Origin of the sequence: Curtobacterium sp. L1-20, from assembly GCF_048755855.1 — a bacterium.
GTDB lineage: Bacteria > Actinomycetota > Actinomycetes > Actinomycetales > Microbacteriaceae > Curtobacterium.
Map to the genome: position 1 here is coordinate 1,730,166 of NZ_CP151473.1, position 16,729 is coordinate 1,746,894.

At 71.9% G+C, this 16,729-nt stretch carries 15 protein-coding genes; 8 read left to right on the forward strand and 7 right to left on the reverse strand.

What is annotated here, in order from left to right; genetic code table 11:
• Window positions 1–5: 5 nt before the first annotated feature.
• Together AAEP86_RS09740 and AAEP86_RS09745 are read right to left on the reverse strand one after the other, a co-directional pair.
• Entirely contained in the window at window positions 6–1,637 is a 1,632-nt protein-coding gene (locus AAEP86_RS09740; RefSeq protein WP_420370338.1) for an ABC transporter permease, read from the reverse strand.
• A 66-nt stretch (window positions 1,638–1,703) separates the two neighbouring features.
• The gene (locus AAEP86_RS09745) at window positions 1,704–3,392 is read right to left on the reverse strand and encodes a cation:proton antiporter (RefSeq protein ID WP_420370339.1); all 1,689 of its coding nucleotides are present in this window, start codon (window positions 3,390–3,392) and stop codon (window positions 1,704–1,706) included.
• A 116-nt stretch (window positions 3,393–3,508) separates the two neighbouring features.
• On the opposite strand from AAEP86_RS09745, the gene AAEP86_RS09750 reads away from it, so the two are divergent.
• The 3 genes from AAEP86_RS09750 (at window position 3,509) to AAEP86_RS09760 (ending at window position 6,792) form a co-directional block, all read left to right on the forward strand.
• Window positions 3,509–4,765 carry an inorganic phosphate transporter gene (locus AAEP86_RS09750; protein ID WP_420370340.1) on the forward strand — a complete coding sequence of 419 codons (1,257 nt, stop codon included), beginning with the start codon at window positions 3,509–3,511 and terminating at the stop codon, window positions 4,763–4,765.
• A complete protein-coding gene (locus AAEP86_RS09755; RefSeq protein WP_420370341.1) occupies window positions 4,765–5,061 on the forward strand; it encodes a hypothetical protein in 297 nt (98 codons plus the stop codon). The genes AAEP86_RS09750 and AAEP86_RS09755 overlap by 1 nt, the downstream gene beginning before the upstream one ends.
• Window positions 5,062–5,301: 240 nt before the next feature.
• A complete protein-coding gene (locus AAEP86_RS09760; protein ID WP_420370342.1) occupies window positions 5,302–6,792 on the forward strand; it encodes an aspartate ammonia-lyase in 1,491 nt (496 codons plus the stop codon).
• A gap of 19 nt (window positions 6,793–6,811) precedes the next feature.
• Here AAEP86_RS09760 and AAEP86_RS09765 read toward each other — a convergent pair whose 3' ends face one another.
• Complete coding sequence (locus tag AAEP86_RS09765; RefSeq protein ID WP_420370343.1) at window positions 6,812–7,900, reverse strand: YihY/virulence factor BrkB family protein; 1,089 nt, start codon at window positions 7,898–7,900, stop codon at window positions 6,812–6,814.
• A gap of 114 nt (window positions 7,901–8,014) precedes the next feature.
• Window positions 8,015–9,343, reverse strand: coding sequence for an MFS transporter (locus AAEP86_RS09770; RefSeq protein WP_420370344.1), 1,329 nt, complete (start codon window positions 9,341–9,343; stop codon window positions 8,015–8,017).
• A 79-nt stretch (window positions 9,344–9,422) separates the two neighbouring features.
• Here AAEP86_RS09770 and AAEP86_RS09775 point away from each other — a divergent pair, with 79 nt between their 5' ends.
• The 3 genes from AAEP86_RS09775 to AAEP86_RS09785 all read left to right on the forward strand — a co-directional run bounded on the left by AAEP86_RS09775 (window position 9,423) and on the right by AAEP86_RS09785 (window position 12,997).
• Complete coding sequence (locus AAEP86_RS09775; RefSeq protein ID WP_420370345.1) at window positions 9,423–9,794, forward strand: FKBP-type peptidyl-prolyl cis-trans isomerase; 372 nt, start codon at window positions 9,423–9,425, stop codon at window positions 9,792–9,794.
• Window positions 9,794–10,630, forward strand: a complete 837-nt coding sequence (locus tag AAEP86_RS09780) for an aldo/keto reductase (RefSeq protein ID WP_420370346.1) — start codon at window positions 9,794–9,796, stop codon at window positions 10,628–10,630. The genes AAEP86_RS09775 and AAEP86_RS09780 overlap by 1 nt, the downstream gene beginning before the upstream one ends.
• A gap of 123 nt (window positions 10,631–10,753) precedes the next feature.
• On the forward strand, window positions 10,754–12,997 hold the full coding sequence (locus AAEP86_RS09785; protein WP_420370347.1) for a HelD family protein: 2,244 nt from the start codon (window positions 10,754–10,756) through the stop codon (window positions 12,995–12,997).
• Window positions 12,998–13,048: 51 nt separating this feature from the next.
• On the opposite strand, the gene AAEP86_RS09790 is transcribed toward AAEP86_RS09785, so the two are convergent.
• From AAEP86_RS09790 to AAEP86_RS09800, 3 genes are all read right to left on the reverse strand, one after another.
• On the reverse strand, window positions 13,049–13,318 hold the full coding sequence (locus tag AAEP86_RS09790) for a protealysin inhibitor emfourin (RefSeq protein ID WP_420370348.1): 270 nt from the start codon (window positions 13,316–13,318) through the stop codon (window positions 13,049–13,051).
• 43 nt (window positions 13,319–13,361) lie between these two features.
• The gene (locus tag AAEP86_RS09795) at window positions 13,362–14,411 is read right to left on the reverse strand and encodes a M4 family metallopeptidase (RefSeq protein ID WP_420370468.1); all 1,050 of its coding nucleotides are present in this window, start codon (window positions 14,409–14,411) and stop codon (window positions 13,362–13,364) included.
• A gap of 99 nt (window positions 14,412–14,510) precedes the next feature.
• Window positions 14,511–15,557 carry a glycoside hydrolase family 6 protein gene (locus AAEP86_RS09800; protein ID WP_420370349.1) on the reverse strand — a complete coding sequence of 349 codons (1,047 nt, stop codon included), beginning with the start codon at window positions 15,555–15,557 and terminating at the stop codon, window positions 14,511–14,513.
• Between the two features lie 212 nt (window positions 15,558–15,769).
• On the opposite strand from AAEP86_RS09800, the gene AAEP86_RS09805 reads away from it, so the two are divergent.
• Together AAEP86_RS09805 and rpsO are read left to right on the forward strand one after the other, a co-directional pair.
• The gene (locus AAEP86_RS09805; RefSeq protein ID WP_420370350.1) at window positions 15,770–16,216 is read left to right on the forward strand and encodes a VanZ family protein; all 447 of its coding nucleotides are present in this window, start codon (window positions 15,770–15,772) and stop codon (window positions 16,214–16,216) included.
• Window positions 16,217–16,345: 129 nt separating this feature from the next.
• Window positions 16,346–16,615 (forward strand): 30S ribosomal protein S15, encoded by a 270-nt coding sequence (rpsO, locus tag AAEP86_RS09810; RefSeq protein WP_058742593.1) that lies wholly within the window; start codon window positions 16,346–16,348, stop codon window positions 16,613–16,615.
• Window positions 16,616–16,729: the final 114 nt, after the last annotated feature.

Here is a 16,729-nt window from a genome sequence, read left to right on the forward strand (position 1 = left end):
CCCGGTCAGCGGTCCGCGTGCCGACCGTGCGGACGATCGCCGGCGGTGTCCGACCGGCTGCCGTCGGAGCGCTCGGTCCGGTCGCCGCGAGCCGAGGCGTCGGAGCGGACCGTGGCTCGGGATCCGTCGGTGCGCGGGACGGGACGCGTGCGTGGACCGGTGCCCGCGCCTCCCGGGCGACCGCCGGGACCGGAGCGGTCCCCGGTCCGCACCACGGGGATCCGGCCGGTCGGCGTGGTCTCGGTCTCGAGGCCGTCGCGGCCGCCGGTGAAGACGTCGCCGCCGACGCGGGCGTCCTCCCAGTCGTCGTCGCGGAGGACGCTGAGCGTGCCGGTCTCGGTCGAGGTGAGGCCGTTCCGCTCGAGCTCGGCGTCGCGCTCCTTGCCGAGGAACTCGCGGTTCGCGGTCTGGGCGTCCTGGAACATCGTGGTGCGGCCCGAGAGGATCGCGCGGATGCGCCGGCGCTCCCACCACATCTTGCCGAAGTACATGAGCACGAGGCCCGCGGCGGCGTAGCAGCCCATCGTGATCAGGCCACGGGCCGGGCCGGGGCCGACGCCGTAGACCTGGTGCTTGATCATGTCGACCATGCTGGAGCCCACGACGACGTGGTTGAGCCACGCGAACGGCTCCGGCATGAACCACTTCGGGTAGGCGCCGCCGGACGACGGCATCGACAGGAAGACGAAGCAGATCATCGCGGGGGCGGCGATGAACCGGCCGACGAAGTAGCTCAGTCCGTTGACGGCGAGACCGATCGCCACGATCCAGCCCCACGCGATGAGGACGAGCTCGACCCAGTGCCCGTGGATCGCGCCGAGGACGGGGCCCGCCAGCGTGTTCGTGATGAGCGCGATGACGAGCCCGCCGACGACGATGACCGCCATGCGGGTGCGGTGCCGGAGCGGGCCACCCATGATGCCGATGAACATGGCGACCATGTAGCCGCCGATGCACCACGCGAGCATGACGTACATCGCGACGGTGCCGTACTCGTCCCAGGCCGGCAGGGGCGCGAGCTCGGTGACGGTCGGCGCCGCGACGCCGATCCCGGTGAGGACGGTGCTCAGCGTCGCGGGGACGAGCGAGGCGACCTGGAACTGGTGCGCGCTGGCCTTGAACATCGTGTTCGTGGCCGGGTCGTAGGCGACCGCCACGGTGCCGGCGACCACGTCCCGCTTCGCGGTCGCGAGCGAGTCGACCACGTGGAACACGTACTCGCCGGGCAGCGCCTTCTGCACCGCGGCGACGAAGGTCGGGTCGCTCCCGACGAGGGCGACCGGCACGTCGTGCGGGTGCGGGGCGTGGAACGCGAAGACGTAGCACAGGCAGAAGCCGACGATGAAGAAGAGCGGCATCCAGAGCTGCAGGCCGATGAGCTGCAGGGACGGGTGGAGCGTGCCGTACCAGCGGCGGTAGCGACCGTGGTGCTGCGGCTCGGGGACGGGGGCCTGCCGGGGTCGACCGCCCGCGCGGGCCGGGCGGGTGCCGGCGACGGGCGCACCGCGGCGCGGCCGGGATCCGCCACGGGTGGAGGGACGGGTCGCGCGCTGCTTTGGGGTGGGGACCTGCCGCGGCCCCCCGTCACGATCCGGGAGGTCGTTGTTCCTGGGGACGTCGTTCCGCGGCGTGCTCACTCGGCGATGCGCTCCTGTTCTTGGTCGGAACGCCAGGGTACGCCGGGTGGACTGCGCGTGCGCCGGTCAGGATCGGCTGCGGGACGCCTGCGCCGAGTCCATCGCGAGCTCCTCCGCGTCGAGCGTGACGAGCACGCGGCGCATGACCTCCTCGTCGAGGTTCCCCTTCTCGCGTTCCTCGAGGACGATCTCGCGCCGACGGTCGAGGAGCTCACGGCGGATGTCCTGGATCTGGGCGCCGCGGAGGCGGACCGGGGCGTTCCGCTCCTCGTCCTCCTCTTCCTCGGCGTCGCGCCGGAACGTCTCGGCCTGCCGCTCGAGCCGCGCCTTGAGCCGGTTGACCACGGAGTCCACCGCCTGGTCCCCGTACTGCGCGGACCAGTGGCTGCGCCGGCGCTCGAGCAGGTCGATCGCCGCCTCGGTGGTGCGCTGGTTCAGCCGCATCTCGCTGCGGACGTCCTCCTCGCCCTCGGCGGGGTCCTGGACCTTCAGCGCGCGGATGACGAAGGGCAGCGTCAGGCCCTGCAGCAGGAGCGTGCCGACGGTGACGATGAACGCGATCACGAAGATGGTGTCCTGCGCCTTGATGTCGACGGGGTTCGCGACGACGGACACCGCGGCGGCGAGGGTCACCACGCCCCGCATGCCCGTCCACGAGATCACGGTGAGCTCGCGCCAGTTGAGCTTCGGTTCGGCGGACCCCCGCATCCACCGGAGGGACGGGTGGCCGCGGGAGAGCCGCACGCGCAGTGGTCGGAACCACCGGCCGTTGAAGCGGTTGCGCACGTAGGACTCGAAGACGAACAGGGGCCGCACGAGGATCACGACCACGAGCACCACGGCGGCGGCGGTGAGCGTCTGCCCGAGGCTCCGCTCGCTCTCGACGAGGTCCTGCACGACGGTGTTGAGCTGCAGGCCGATGAGGGCGAAGACGAACCCCTCGAGGATCACGTCGATGCTCGTCCAGAGCGGGCGCTCCTGCAGTCTCGTCGCGTAGCCCTCCTTCGGCGAGTTGTAGCCGATGTACAGGCCGGCGGTGACGACGGCGATGACCCCCGAGCCGGAGAGGTCCTCGGCGAGGATGTACGCGACGAACGGCAACAGGATGCTCATGATCGTCTCGACCACGGGGTCGTTGATGCGCATCCGGATCCAGTGCACGGCGACACCGAGCACGATCCCGACGGCCAGGCCGACGCCGATCGCGAGCCCGAAGATGCCGAGGTCCTGCCAGATGGTCAGCGACGTCCCCGCCGCGATGAGCGTGAAGACCCGGACGAGAGTGAGCGACGCGGCGTCGTTGATCAGGCTCTCGCCGGACAGCACCGTCATGACACGGCGGGGGAGGCCGAGCTTCCGGCCGATCGCGGCGGCGGACACGGCGTCCGGCGGGGCGACGATCGCGCCGAGCAGGATCGCGGCGGGCCAGTCCATGTCCGGGATGATGATGTACGCCGCGAGGCCGACCGCGAGCGCGGTGACGATGACGAGGAAGATGCCGAGACGGCGGATCTGCTTGATCGACTGCCGGAAGCTCTGCCACGACACGTCGAGCGCCGCCGAGTAGAGCAGCGGCGGCAGGATGACCGTCAGGATCACCTCGGAGTCGATCTCGATCGGTGGCAGACCCGGCAGGAACGACGCCGCCAGGGCGACCGCCGTCACGAGGAGCGGCGCGGGGAGTCCCTTGGCCCGGGCGAACCCGGTCACCGTGAGCGATCCGACCAACAGGATGAGCAGCTCGACGGTGTCCATGCCGTCCATTCTCCCATCGGAATGGTTCGAAAGCTGAACGACTCCGCAGGTCGTGTGAACACGAGGTGAACGGGAGGGTTTGCCCTCGGGCGGTCGGCCTGGGACACTTGCCCGCGGTGGACATCACACTCATAGTCGTCCTGGTCATCGCGTTGGCCCTCTTCTTCGACTTCACAAACGGTTTTCACGACACCGCCAACGCGATGGCGACACCGATCGCAACCGGTGCGATGAAGCCCAAGGTGGCCGTCACGGTCGCCGCGGTGCTGAACCTCATCGGTGCGTTCCTCAGCACGGCCGTCGCGACCTCGATCTCGCACGGCCTGATCAACGAGGGACCCGGTGGCGTCGCGATCAGCCCCGAGATGATCTTCGCGGGACTCATCGGAGCGGTGGTCTGGAACATGATCACGTGGCTCCGTGGGCTGCCGTCGTCGTCCTCGCACGCGCTGTTCGGCGGGCTCATCGGCGCCGCGATCGTCGGTGCCGGGTTCCAGGCGGTGAACTACGCGGCGCTCCTGACCGTCGTGATCATCCCGGCGTTCCTGTCGCCCGTGATCGCCGCGCTCGTGTCCTTCCTGTCGACGCGGATCGCGTACCGGATCACCCGGCGCCCGGTCTTCCCGAACGAGCGCGGCGGCTTCCGCATCGGCCAGGTCTTCACCAGCTCGATGGTCTCGCTCGCGCACGGCACGAACGACGCGCAGAAGACCATGGGCGTCATCACGCTGACCCTCATCGCCTCCGGTGCGCAGTCGACCGACCAGGGCGTGCAGTTCTGGGTCATCGTCGCCTGTGCCCTGGCGATCGCGCTCGGCACGTACACCGGCGGGTGGCGCATCATCCGCACGCTCGGCTCCGGCATCACCGAGATCCGTGCGACGCAGGGCTTCGCGGCCGAGGCGTCGACGGCCGCCACGATCCTGGCGTCGAGCCACCTGGGCTTCGCGCTGTCGACCACGCAGGTCTCCTCCGGCTCCATCATCGGTGCCGGGCTCGGTCGCCGCGGGTCGAAGATCCAGTGGTCGACCGCGGGCAAGATCGTCATCGCCTGGTTCATCACGCTCCCCGCCGCGGCCGCGGTCGGCGCCGTCGCGTCGGGCATCGCCCGCTTCGGCGTCGTCGGGCTCGTCATCGACGCGGTGGTCGGTGCGGTGGTCATCCTCGGGCTGTACCTCTGGTCGCTCCGCAAGCCGCACGAGCAGGCCGCCGCGATCGAGGTCGACGTGGCCGCGAACGCCGTGTTCACCCGCAAGGAGCTGCGCGACCTGCAGCGCAAGAAGCGCGCGGAGACGGTCGCCGCCCGTCGCGCCGAACTGAGCCGCGAGCGCACCCTGCGCCGCATGGCCGGACGCAAGGGAGGCCGGCGCTGATGGGCATCGACTGGTTCGCTTTCCTCACCGTCGCGATCGTGTCGCTGGTCGGCGCGTGCTTCGTGGTCACCGTCTACTCGATCGGCCTGCGCTTCTGGAGCACCGCCGACACCCGGGCCGGCAAGTTCACCGTGAAGGACGACGGCACGATCGGCCCGGCGACGGTCGGCTTCCCGCACCCGTCGAACGTCACGGCGGCGGTCCGCTGGTTCCGGGCGCTGTCCGTCGCGTGCTTCGTCGTCTCCGGCGCCGCGGTGCTCTACGGCATCTACCTCATCGTCCCGCAGTTCCACTGACGGCGACCCGCGCCTCGGGCGCGGCTCGCACCCTGGTCGCGGCCCGCTCGTCGTCCGCGACGGCGGGCGACGCGCTGGTCGCACCGACCGGATCCGGGAGGCGCGGTGCGGGCCCGCACCGCGCCTCCCGTCCGTCGCCCCGCACCGCCACCACGTGACGCGTGTCGTGGACGTGCGCCGCGACGCGCCCGGTGAGCCGCGGCCCGGACCCGACCGGCCGGACGGGCTAGCCTCGTGGGCGTGACCGGCAACGAAGCAGCACAGATCCCCGAACGAGCCCAGACCCGTACCGAGACCGACTCCCTGGGGGCGCGCGAGGTGCCGGTCGACGCGTACTGGGGGATCAACACCCTCCGTGCGCTCGAGAACTTCCCGATCACGTCGGTGCCGATCGCGGTGTACCCGGACCTGATCGAGGCGCTCGCCACGGTGAAGCAGGCCGCCGCCCGCGCGAACAAGGCGATCGGGGTGCTCGACGCCGAGCGTGCCGACGCCGTGGACCGTGCCGCGCAGGAGGTCCGTGACGGCGGTCTGCGCGACCAGTTCGTCGTCGACGTCGTCCAGGGCGGCGCGGGCACGAGCACGAACATGAACACGAACGAGGTGCTGGCCAACCGGGCCCTCGAACTGCTCGGCCGCGAGAAGGGCGACTACGGGTACCTGCACCCGATCGACCACGTGAACCGGAGCCAGTCGACGAACGACACCTACCCGACGAGTGTGAAGCTCGCGATGATCCTCGGCGTGCAGCGGCTCGTCGGCGAGCTCGAGCTGCTCTCCGCCGCCTTCGCCGAGCGGGGCCGCGCCTTCCAGGACGTCCTGAAGGTCGGCCGCACCCAGCTGCAGGACGCGGTGCCGATGACCCTCGGGCAGGAGTTCACCGGCTTCGCGCACACCATCCAGGAGGACGTGCTGCTCCTCCGCACGGTCATGCCGCTGCTGGCGGAGACGAACCTCGGGGCCACGGCGATCGGCACCGGCATCACCGCCGACCCGCAGTACCGCGACGAGGTGCGCCGCCAGCTGCAGATCGCCAGCGGACTCGACATCGTCACCGCACCCGACCTCATCGAGGCGACGAGCGACGCCGGCGCCTTCATGACGCTGTCCGGCACCGTGAAGCGGAGCGCCGCGAAGCTCTCGAAGATCTGCAACGACCTCCGACTGCTCGCCTCCGGGCCGCAGGCCGGTCTGGGGGAGATCACCCTCCCGGCGCGTCAGGCGGGGTCGTCGATCATGCCGGGGAAGGTCAACCCGGTGATCCCCGAGGTGGTGAACCAGATCGCGTTCGCCGTCGCGGGGGCGGACACGACCGTGACGATGGCGGCCGAGAGCGGGCAGCTCCAGCTCAACGCCTTCGAGCCGATCATCGCGCACTCGATCCTGCAGTCGTTGCAGTGGATGGCGCGGGGCTGCGCGACGCTCCGCGAGCACTGCGTGAGCGGCATCCAGGCGAACGAGGCGAAGCTCGCGGCGCAGGTCGACACGAACGTCGGCGTCGTCACCGCCCTGACGCCGTACATCGGCTACGCGGCCGCGGCGTCGATCGCCCACACCGCGTTGACGACCTCGACGCCGATCGCGACCCTCGTCACGGCGGCCGGGCTCATGGAGGAGGACCAGGTGCAGCGCGTGCTCAGCCCCGCGCGGCTGTCCGGGATCGAGCTCGCGACGGGTGCGATCCCGATCGTCACCGAGGAGATGCTGGACCGGGCGGCGCGCGAGCGCTGACCCCCGGGCGTGCTGGGTCCTACGGCAGCTGGCGCTCGCCGACGCGCACCTGCTGCGACAGCTCCCGCAGGTGCTCCGCGGTGGGGGTCGGCGGTTCGGCGTCCTCCTCGGCCCGCTGTGCCGCCGCCGTCCGCACGTGGTGTGCCGCCGCGATGTCCTGGTCCCGCCAGCGGGCGAGCGTGAAGTTCCGGGTGACGTCGCGGAGCGGCAGCCGGATCGACTCGTCCGCCTCGATGCCCGCGAGCAGCTGCCGCATCCGGATCACCTCGGAGTCGAGTTCACCGCCCACGACGAGCACGAAGTTCGAGATGTACAGGTACACGAGCAGCAGGAGCGCGCCGCCGAGCCACCCGTAGGCCTTGTTCCCGCCGCTGCCGATCGTCTCGACGTAGACCGAGAAGCCCACGGTCGCGAGTGCCCACGTCAGGATCGCGAAGCCGGCACCGGCCGAGACCCAGCGCAACTGCGGCGTCTTCACGTTCGGCGTCGCGTAGTACAGCGTCGCGACCATGACCACGAGGTCCGCCGCGAGGACCGGCCACTTCACCACGTTCCAGAGGTCGTCGATCCACTCCGCCCAGCCGAGCTGGTGGATCACGGCGGCGGAGACGGTCGGCGTCCCGAGGAGGATGACGATCGCGATCGCGCCGCCGACCATGACGAGCAGCGTGACGAGGAGCATCATGCTGCGGAACTTCCAGATGCGCCGGCCCTCCTCGACCTCGTACGCGGTGTTCATCGCGCGTCCGAACGCCGTCGCGTACCCGGACAGCGACCAGAGCGTCAGCACGACCCCGATCGCGAAGCCGAGCCACGGGTTGTCCAGGGTGAGGAGCTGACGGAGCGGCCCCTCGAGGTGCTCCGCGGTGTCCGGTCGCAGGATGAACCCGAGCACCTGGATGATGTCCGTCAGGCTGTCGCCCTGCCGGTCGACGACGGACAGGGCGGAGACGACGGTGAGCGTCGTCGGGAAGACCGTGAGCAGCGCGAAGAAGGTCAGGGACGCCGCCGCGTCGACGACGCGGTGCCGGATGACCGAGTGGTAGGTGCGCCGGACGACCGCGCGGACCCCGGTCCGCTGGAGGTCGCGCGATGCGCTGTCCGGCATGCGTTGTACGGTACCCGACACCTGACGGTCGGGAGGCGCGGGGCGGCGCCGCGACGCGCCTCCCGGCCGGTGGCTTGTCGCGTCCGGCGCTCGCTGCCGTCCCCGGGTCTCCGGTCAGTTGGCGTGCGGGTGCAGCGCGTCGTAGCGACGGAAGGACGGGACGAGGCGGAGGAGCAGCGCGACCAGGCCGACGATGAGCACACCGCCGATGACCGGCGGGTACGCGATGCCCGCGGCCACGACGAGGCCCGCGTAGAGGTCGCCGAGCCGCGGGCCACCGGTCACGACGACGATGAAGATGCCCTGCAGACGCCCGCGCATGCCGTCCGGCGACGCCGCCTGCAGGATCGTGTTGCGGAACACCGAGCTGACGTTGTCCGCACCGCCCGCGGCGGCGAGGAACAGCGCCGCGAGACCGAGCGCGGGCAGGATGCCGACGGAGAACGACTCGCCGGAGCGACCGCCGAGCACACCGGCCAGCGCGATGACCACGCCGAACGCGGCGATCGCGCCGCCGTAGGCCGTGATCGCCCAGCCGACGGCCTCGCCCTGCCGCCGCACGTGGCCGAGCGGACCCGAGAACACGCTCGACAGCAGCGCGCCGATCGCGTAGGCGGCCGTCAGCGTGCCCACCGTGATGGACCCACCGCCGATGACCAGCGCGCCGATCGCGGGGAAGAGCACGCGCGGCTGCCCGAACGTCATCGCGACGATGTCGAGCACGAACGTCATGGTGATGTTCCGCGACCGCCGGAGGAAGCGCGCACCCTCGACGAGCGAACCGAGCCCGGGGCGCAGGGCGTCGTGGTCGGCGGCCATCCGCGGCAGGGTGAACACGCCGAGGAAGGCAGCGGTGAAGAGCACCACGTCGATCGTGTACGTCGGCGCGAAGCCCACGGTGGCGATGAGCACCCCGGCGACCGCCGGGCCGACGGTGACCTGGAACCCGGACGCGATCCCGCCGAGGGCGCTCGCCGCGGGCAGCAGGTCGGTGCCGACCAGACGGGGCACGATCGCCGAGCGTGCGGCGTTGCTGACCGTGGCAGCCACCGCGTTCACCGTCGCCAGGACGTAGAGGAGCGCGACGCTGTGCAGCCCGAGCCAGGCGTGCGTGGCGATCAACGCGACCGCGGCCCAGGCGACGATCGACGAGACCACCGCGACGGTGCGCCGGTCGAACGCGTCCGCCAGCATCCCGCCGTAGAGCCCCGCGACGATCATCGGCAGCAGGGCGATGACGCCGACGAGCGCGACGGCGAAGGTCGAGTGCGTGATCTCGTACACCTCGAGACCGACGGCCACGGTCGTCATCTGCGTGCCGATGCCGGCGATCGCGGTGCCGGCCCAGAGTCGGGCGAACGCGGGGGAGCGGCGGAGCGGGGTCAGGTCGGCGAGGATGCGGCGGCGCGGCGGTGCGTCCTGCGGGGGGATCGATGATGTCACGGTGGAACCATTCTGGGGCCTCGTCCGCCCGGACGGGGTCTGCGGAGCCGGGACCGCGCTCTCTGGTTGACTGGCTGACATGACTGACCTGAACAGCAAGCCCGAGTTCGACGCCCCCGAGGGCCCGGCCCCCACCGAGCTCGTCGTCACCGACATCGTCGAGGGGACCGGCGACGAGGCCTCGGCCGGATCGACCGTGAAGGTGCACTACGCCGGGGTCGAGTACGAGACCGGCGAGGAGTTCGACAGCTCCTGGAACCGCGGCGAGCCGATCGACTTCCCGCTCGCAGCGCTCGTGCGCGGCTGGCAGGAGGGCATCCCCGGCATGAAGGTCGGCGGACGCCGCAAGCTCGTGGTCCCGCCGGAGCTCGCCTACGGCCCGGCCGGCGGCGGCCACTTCCTGTCCGGCAAGACCCTGATCTTCGTCATCGACCTGCTCGGGGTGCGCTGATGCAGGTCGGCGCGCCGACGATCGAGCTGAACGACGGCCACCGCTTCCCGGAGCTCGGCCTCGGCACCTACGGGCTGAACGGCGACGAGGGCGCTGCGGCCGTGGGCGCCGCGATCACGAGCGGCTACCGGCTGCTCGACACGGCGCTCAACTACGGCAACGAGGACGCCGTCGGACGGGCCGTCCGCGAGTCCGAGGTGGCGCGCGAGGACATCGTCGTGACGTCGAAGCTGCCGGGCCGCCACCACGGCTACGACGAGGCGCACCGGTCGATCGACGAGACCCTCGGGAACCTCGGCCTCGACAGCGTCGACCTGTACCTGATCCACTGGCCGAACCCGTCGGTGGACAAGTTCGTCGACACCTGGAAGGCGTTCGTCGACCTCCGTGACAGCGGGAAGGTCCGCTCGATCGGCGTCTCGAACTTCACGCCGGGGCACCTGCGCCGCATCGTCGACGCCACGGGTGTCGCACCGGCCGTCAACCAGGTCGAGCTGCACCCGTACTTCCCGCAGGCCGACCTGCGGAGGGTGCACCAGGAGCTCGGCATCGTCACCGAGAGCTGGAGCCCGCTCGCCAAGCAGTCGGAGCTCCTCGGCGAGCAGCCGATCGTCGACGCTGCGGCCGCCCACGGGGTCACCCCCGGCCAGGTCGTGCTGCGGTGGCACGTCCAGCTCGGTGCCGTGCCGGTGCCGAAGTCGGGCGACGTCGCACGCCAGCGCGAGAACCTCGACGTCTTCGGCTTCGCGCTGACCGACGACGAGGTCGCCGCGATCTCCGCGCTCGAGCGCGGGCGGCTCTGGGACGCCGACCCGGACACGCACGAGGAGATGTAGACCCCTGCGGAACCTGGTTCCGGGGACGGGAGGCGCGGTGCCGGTCGGTACCGCGCCTCCGTCGTCGGTCGTGTCGGTCCCGCGGGACTACACTGGACACCCCTCTTTCCCGAAGGGTTGTGTGTGTCCGAACCGACCGAGATCGACCGCGAGCGCGGCTACGTGGACGGGCTCTTCGCCCGACTCGACGAACTGACCGCCGAAGCAGGACAACGACTCGCCGAGACCCGTCGGCAGGCCGTCGGCGGCAACCACCAGAGCCGCAGTGAACGCGACGCGTTCGCCCGGCTCTACGAGGACACCATCGCCACGCTCGACCGCGTCGGCGACCGACTGGTCTTCGGCCGCCTCGAGGTCAGCGAGCCCGACGACACCGAGGACGCCTTCCGCTACATCGGCCGCGTCGGACTGCGTGACGCCGACCACCGACCGCTCCTGCTCGACTGGCGCGTCCCCGGTGCGAGCGCGTTCTACCAGGCCACCGCCGCTCATCCGATGGGCATGCGGGCACGTCGGCACCTGACGCTCGACGGCCGGCACGTCGTCGGCATCGAGGACGAGGTCTTCGACGCCACCCTCTACGACGACGAGCGCACCCACCTGCAGGGCGAGGGCGCGCTCCTCGCGGCCGTCACCGCGGAACGCACCGGCCGGATGACGGACATCGTCGCGACGATCCAGGGCGAGCAGGACCGCATCATCCGCTCCCCGCTCGAGGGCGTCCTGATCGTGCAGGGCGGTCCGGGCACCGGGAAGACGGCGGTGGCGCTCCACCGGGCGGCCTACCTGCTCTACTCGTACCGCGAGCGCCTCCGGGGGTCCGGGGTGCTCGTGGTGGGCCCGTCGCCGGCCTTCCTCACCTACATCGAGCAGGTGCTGCCGTCGCTGGGTGAGACCGGCGTCGTGATGGCGTCCCTCGGGTCCCTGTACCCGGGGGTCCGCGCCACGAAGCACGACCGCCGCGAGGTGGCCGCCGTCAAGGGCAACGCCGAGATGGCACAACTGCTCCGCCGGGCCGTCCGGTCCCGTCAGGTGGTCCCCACCGAGTCCGTCACGCTCGACGTCGAGGGCGAACGGCTGGTCGTGCCGCCGGGGCTCGTCGCCGACGCCATGAAGCGCGCGCAGGACCGTGGCAAGCCGCACAACGCCGCCCGCGTCACGTTCAACAAGATCGCGCTCGACGCGATGACGCGCCTGCTCGCCGACCAGCTCCGCGAACGCGGCACCGCGGTGGACGAGGCCGACGAGAAGGTGCTGCGCGAGGACATCCGGTCGTCGTACGACGCCCGCGTCCTGCTGAACACCGCGTGGCTGCCGTTGCCCCCGGAGAAGCTCCTCGAGGACCTCTACGCCCGGCCGAACTGGCTCGCGAGCCTCACCCCCCACTGGACCCCGGAGCGCCGGGCGCTCCTCGAGCGCGCGCGTGGCACGGGCTTCACGGTCGAGGACGTCCCGCTCCTCGACGAGGCCGCCGAACTGCTCGGCCCGTTCGACCCGACCGGTGGCGCCGCGAAGCGCGCTGCCAAGGCGAGTCGCAACCGCGACATCGAGAACGCACGCCAGGCGATCGAGAACATGGGCGTCGAGGGCATCGTCACGGCCGAGCAGGTTGCCGGGTCCTTCGCCGAGGGCGGGGACGCCCGGAGCACCGCCGAGCGCGCAGCCGAGGACCGCGAGTGGACCTACGGGCACATCGTCGTCGACGAGGCGCAGGAGCTCTCCCCGATGCAGTGGCGGATCCTCGCCCGACGCAACCCGCTGCGCTCCTTCACCATCGTGGGCGACATGGCGCAGGGCTCCTCCCCGGGGGCGGCCCGCACCTGGGACGACGTGCTCGGGGCGCTCGCGCGGCGGCGACGGGGTCGTGCACCGCAGATCCCGGTCGAGCACCGCATCGAGCAGCTCACGGTGAACTACCGCACCCCGCGGTCGATCGTCGAGGCGGCGGGGGCGTTCGCCGACCGTGCCGGGCTCACGGTGACCCGGAACGAAGCGGTCCGCGACGGCGACCCGGTCGAGCGGCTCACCGTCGCCCGAGACGACCTGGTCGACACGGTCGCCCGGGTGGTCGACGACGAACGCGAGCGCATCGGCAGCGGCACGATCGGCGTCATCGTGCCCGAGGCGGACGTCGACACCGTCCGGCAGCGGCTCGCGCGGAGTGACGCCGACGTCCGGTCCCTCGGGTCGCCACGGCCGGGGTCGGTGACCGTGCTGACCGGGGCGGACGCGAAGGGCCTCGAGTTCGACGGCGTCCTGCTCGTCGACCCGGACCGCGTCGGCTCGGACGCCGCACGGGCGGCGGCGGCGGTCTACGTGGCGATGACCCGGCCGACGCGCCGGCTCACCGTCGTCGACGTGGCCTGACACCGCCGCGCGGGGCGCACGGCGCGGTCCGTCCGGCGCGTGCCCGGCGCGTCAGCCCTGGTCGCCCTCGGACCGCACCCGTGTGACCAGGTCGGCCCACGGGCCGTCCAGCAGCCGTCCGGGGATCGTCACGGTCGTCTGCTCGAACGTGATCGTCCACGTGAAGTCGTCCGGGATGGGCTGGTCCGACGTCGGGGCGTCCCGGGGGAGCGCCGCGAGCAGCGCCGACCAGCCGTCGGGGTCCGAGCACGTGTCGGTGTCGAGCTGCCAGCGACGCGTGGTGCCGGCGAAGCCCCCGGAGCGGCGGACGTCGATGTGCATGGTGCCGACGGTACGCCGGGGACCGCTGTCGGGCGACCCCGGGTCAGCCGAGGACGCCGACCGTGCGCCAGGCGTCCTGCACGGCGCCGTGCTGCGCTGATCCGGCACCGAAGCGCGATCCGGCGGCGTCGACGGTGGCGGCCGCGAAGCCCGCGAAGTCCACCGAGGCGGTGACCGCCCCGGAGCTCAGGGCGTCCCACCAGACGGCGCCGGCGCCCTCCCAGGCGTTGCCGCCGATGGCCGTCGCCGCGAGGTAGAAGGCGTGGTTCGGGATGCCGGAGTTGGTGTGCACGCCGCCCTGGTCCTCCGTGGTGTCGACGTAGCCGGCCATGGTCGCGGGCTGTGGGTCCTTCCCGAGCACCGGGTCGTCGTACGCCGTCCCGGGGGCCTTCATGGACCGCAGGGCGACCCCGTGCACGGCGTCGGTGAAGAGCCCCTCGCCGATGAGCCAGGACGCCTGCTCGGCGGTCTGTCGCTTCGCGTACTGGGCGACGAGCGACCCGAACACGTCGCTGATCGACTCGTTGAGGGCACCGGACTGTCCCTGGTAGGTCAGGTCGGCGGTGTACTGCGTGACGCCGTGGGCGAGTTCGTGGCCGATGACGTCGACGGCGATCGTGAAGCGGCGGAAGACCTCGCCGTCCCCGTCCCCGAAGACCATCCGGCTGCCGTCCCAGTAGGCGTTGTCGTAGTCCTGCCCGTAGTGCACGGTGGCGTCGAGGGGGAGGCCTGCGCCGTCGATCGAGACCCGGTCGAACACCTCGAGCCAGAACGCGTGCGTGTCACCGAGGCCGGTGTACGCCTCGTCGACGGCGGGATCGCCGGACGCCGCGTCGCCCTCGTGGCGCACCGGCGTGCCCGGCAGCGTGGTGGAACCGTGGGCGTCGGAGATGGTCCGCTGCGGCGAGCGGTCGACGGTGCCGCTGACGCCCTGCGCCGCGCGGAGGTGCTCGTGCTTCGGCGCCTGGACGGTGTCGAGCGACGCCAGGGCGGTCCGAGCGCCCTCGGCGGCCCGGGGGAAGTCGGGCGCGGCGGCGACCGCGCGGAGCAGGTACGGCGGGACGACGGAGTGGATGCGGCCGGTCGAGGTCATGTCGCTCATGCAACCACCGGGTACCGACAGCGTCCCGGCTCCGCGTGGAGCCGAACGCCCGGCCCCGTGTGGAGCCGCACGCCCGACGCCGTCGCGTCCTCAGTCGCGCGCCCGGTTCTCCACGAGCCCGAGGGCGTACGACTCCCACCACTGCCCGGCGGCCGGTCCGCCGTTGCACGTGCCGTCGCTCAGGCCGGGGGTCTTCACCCACAGCAGGGCGTCCAGGCGGGTGGTCCCGCGGGTGACGTGCGGCGCCTGCCCGAGGCCGGCGCCGTCCGGGTTGCACCAGGTCCCGCGCCACCCCGTGCCGTTCCGCGACACGTCGATGACGAAGTGCGGGTCGTCGCCGATCGTGTCGGCGAGCCGGTCGGCGTAGGCGCGCTCCTGGTCGACACGGTAGAAGTTCGAGACGTTCGTGAAGAAGCCCTGCGTCCGGTCGACGCCGGCCTCGCGCAGCCACTTCGCCATCGTGGCGACGGGGACGCGGTTCTCGTTGCCGCCGTCGAGGTAGACCGTCAGCCCGTGGCCGGTGAGCGCGCCGACCGCCTTGCGCAGGAGGGGGAGCCGGTCCGCCGCGAGCCGCTTGCACACCTGGATCTGCGCGATGGCGTCCGGCTCCACGAGCACGACGGCCTTCGAGCCCTGCATCGCCCGCACGGCGGACCGGACCCACGGCAGGTAGGCGTCCGCGGCGGTCCCGCCCTTCGAGTAGCTGCCGCAGTCCCGGTCGGGCACGTTGTAGAGGACGAACACCGGGGTGCGGTGCTGCCGCTCGGCGCTCCGGACGACGTCCCGGATGGTCTCGCGCGTCTCGGAGACGGACGTGTCGGTCAGCCACGTGGCGATCGGCTGGTCGGCGATCACGGCGATCTTCGCGGCCGTGCCGTCCTGGCCGTCGGCACGGGCCTGGGTCTCGCGTCGCCGCGGCTGGTTCTCGTCGGCGGGCTGCGTCGCGAGCCCGCCGGGGAACGCCTCGGCCGCGGACCTCCGTTCGGCGACCTGGCGACCGTCGCCTCCGGAGGGGCGGGGGACGACGAGGACGAAGGCGGTCAGGAGCGCGGCGAGCACGACGGCCGCGACCCCGAGCCACAGCCACTGGCGCCGGCCGGTGCTGCGGTGTGCACGGGTTCCCTCGAGACTCGGCATGCGCCCATGCTCGCAGGTTCGACGGTGGCGCGACCAGCCCCGACCCGGACGCGTGCCGGCCGGGGACGCGCCCGGATCCCGGCCCGGCCCGCTCGGTCCGCCGGTCCCGTTGTCCTCCCTGCCGGTCCCGGGGACCCCCGCCGGCGTCGTCGTCGGGCGTTCCCCCAGGACTGGTGGTGGTTCCTGCCAGGACCGTGCCGCAGACTGGCGGGATGTTCCGGAAGCTCCTCCTCCTCGCCCTGACCGCGGCGTACGCCTGGGTGATCTGGCGGATGACCCTCACACCGCAGGTGTTCACCGCGGCGCAGAACTCCCTCGTGCTGCACGCGCTCGCATGGGTGCAGCAGCTGCCGCACGGCACGTGGTTCACCTACGAACGCACCGAGTTCCTGGCGAACATCGCCATGTTCGTGCCCGTCGGCATGCTGGCGGCGCTCTGGCTGCCGCGCCGTTGGTGGTTCCTCGGCGCCGTGATCGGCGTCGGCCTCTCCGCCGGCATCGAGGTCGCACAGGCCGTGTACCTGCCGTACCGCGTGGCTGACCCGCGCGACGTCCTGTCGAACGGGCTCGGCGGCCTGCTCGGGGCCACGGTCGTCGGACTCGTGCGCAGCCTGCTGCCGGCGCCGCGCCGCCGCCGGTTGCGCGCCCGCACCGCTTGACGGCCCGCGGCAGCGCACTCGTGGCCCCGGCTCTGGTAGGCTTCTCCGGTTGCCGTCGAACGGCCGCGGACAAAGAGCGCTCGTGCATCAGGCACGGGCACCGCGCAACGGACAGAGAGGGGATCATCCATGGCACTTGACGCGAAGGTCAAGCAGGAGATCATCGAAGAGTACGCGACCCACCCGGGCGACACCGGATCCCCCGAGGTCCAGGTCGCCGTTCTGACGCGTCGCATCAACGACCTGAACGAGCACCTCAAGGAGCACAAGCACGACCACCACTCGCGTCGTGGTCTGCTGCTCATGGTCGGTCAGCGTCGCCGTCTCCTCGGTTACCTCTCCGACGTCGACATCAGCCGCTACCGTGCGCTCATCGAGCGCCTCGGCCTGCGTCGCTAGTCGACCGAACCACGCTCGACCCGAACGCCCCGGTCCTCGTCACGAGGACCGGGGCGTTCTCCGTTTCCGCCACCGCCCGACCCCCGGCCGCGCCGCCGGGAATGCCCGCGTCCA

What these genes read in the sequence shown, in the direction of transcription:
- AAEP86_RS09745 (WP_420370339.1), bottom strand. Translation starts at nt 3,392, where the DNA reads ATGGACACCGTCGAGCTGCTCATCCTGTTGGTCGGATCGCTCACGGTG.
- AAEP86_RS09755 (WP_420370341.1), top strand. Translation starts at nt 4,765, where the DNA reads ATGGGCATCGACTGGTTCGCTTTCCTCACCGTCGCGATCGTGTCGCTG.
- AAEP86_RS09795 (WP_420370468.1), bottom strand. Translation starts at nt 14,411, where the DNA reads ATGACCTCGACCGGCCGCATCCACTCCGTCGTCCCGCCGTACCTGCTC.
- AAEP86_RS09790 (WP_420370348.1), bottom strand. Translation starts at nt 13,318, where the DNA reads ATGCACATCGACGTCCGCCGCTCCGGGGGCTTCGCCGGCACCACGCGT.
- AAEP86_RS09805 (WP_420370350.1), top strand. Translation starts at nt 15,770, where the DNA reads ATGTTCCGGAAGCTCCTCCTCCTCGCCCTGACCGCGGCGTACGCCTGG.
- AAEP86_RS09765 (WP_420370343.1), bottom strand. Translation starts at nt 7,900, where the DNA reads ATGCCGGACAGCGCATCGCGCGACCTCCAGCGGACCGGGGTCCGCGCG.
- rpsO (WP_058742593.1), top strand. Translation starts at nt 16,346, where the DNA reads ATGGCACTTGACGCGAAGGTCAAGCAGGAGATCATCGAAGAGTACGCG.
- AAEP86_RS09775 (WP_420370345.1), top strand. Translation starts at nt 9,423, where the DNA reads ATGACTGACCTGAACAGCAAGCCCGAGTTCGACGCCCCCGAGGGCCCG.
- AAEP86_RS09800 (WP_420370349.1), bottom strand. Translation starts at nt 15,557, where the DNA reads ATGCCGAGTCTCGAGGGAACCCGTGCACACCGCAGCACCGGCCGGCGC.
- AAEP86_RS09780 (WP_420370346.1), top strand. Translation starts at nt 9,794, where the DNA reads ATGCAGGTCGGCGCGCCGACGATCGAGCTGAACGACGGCCACCGCTTC.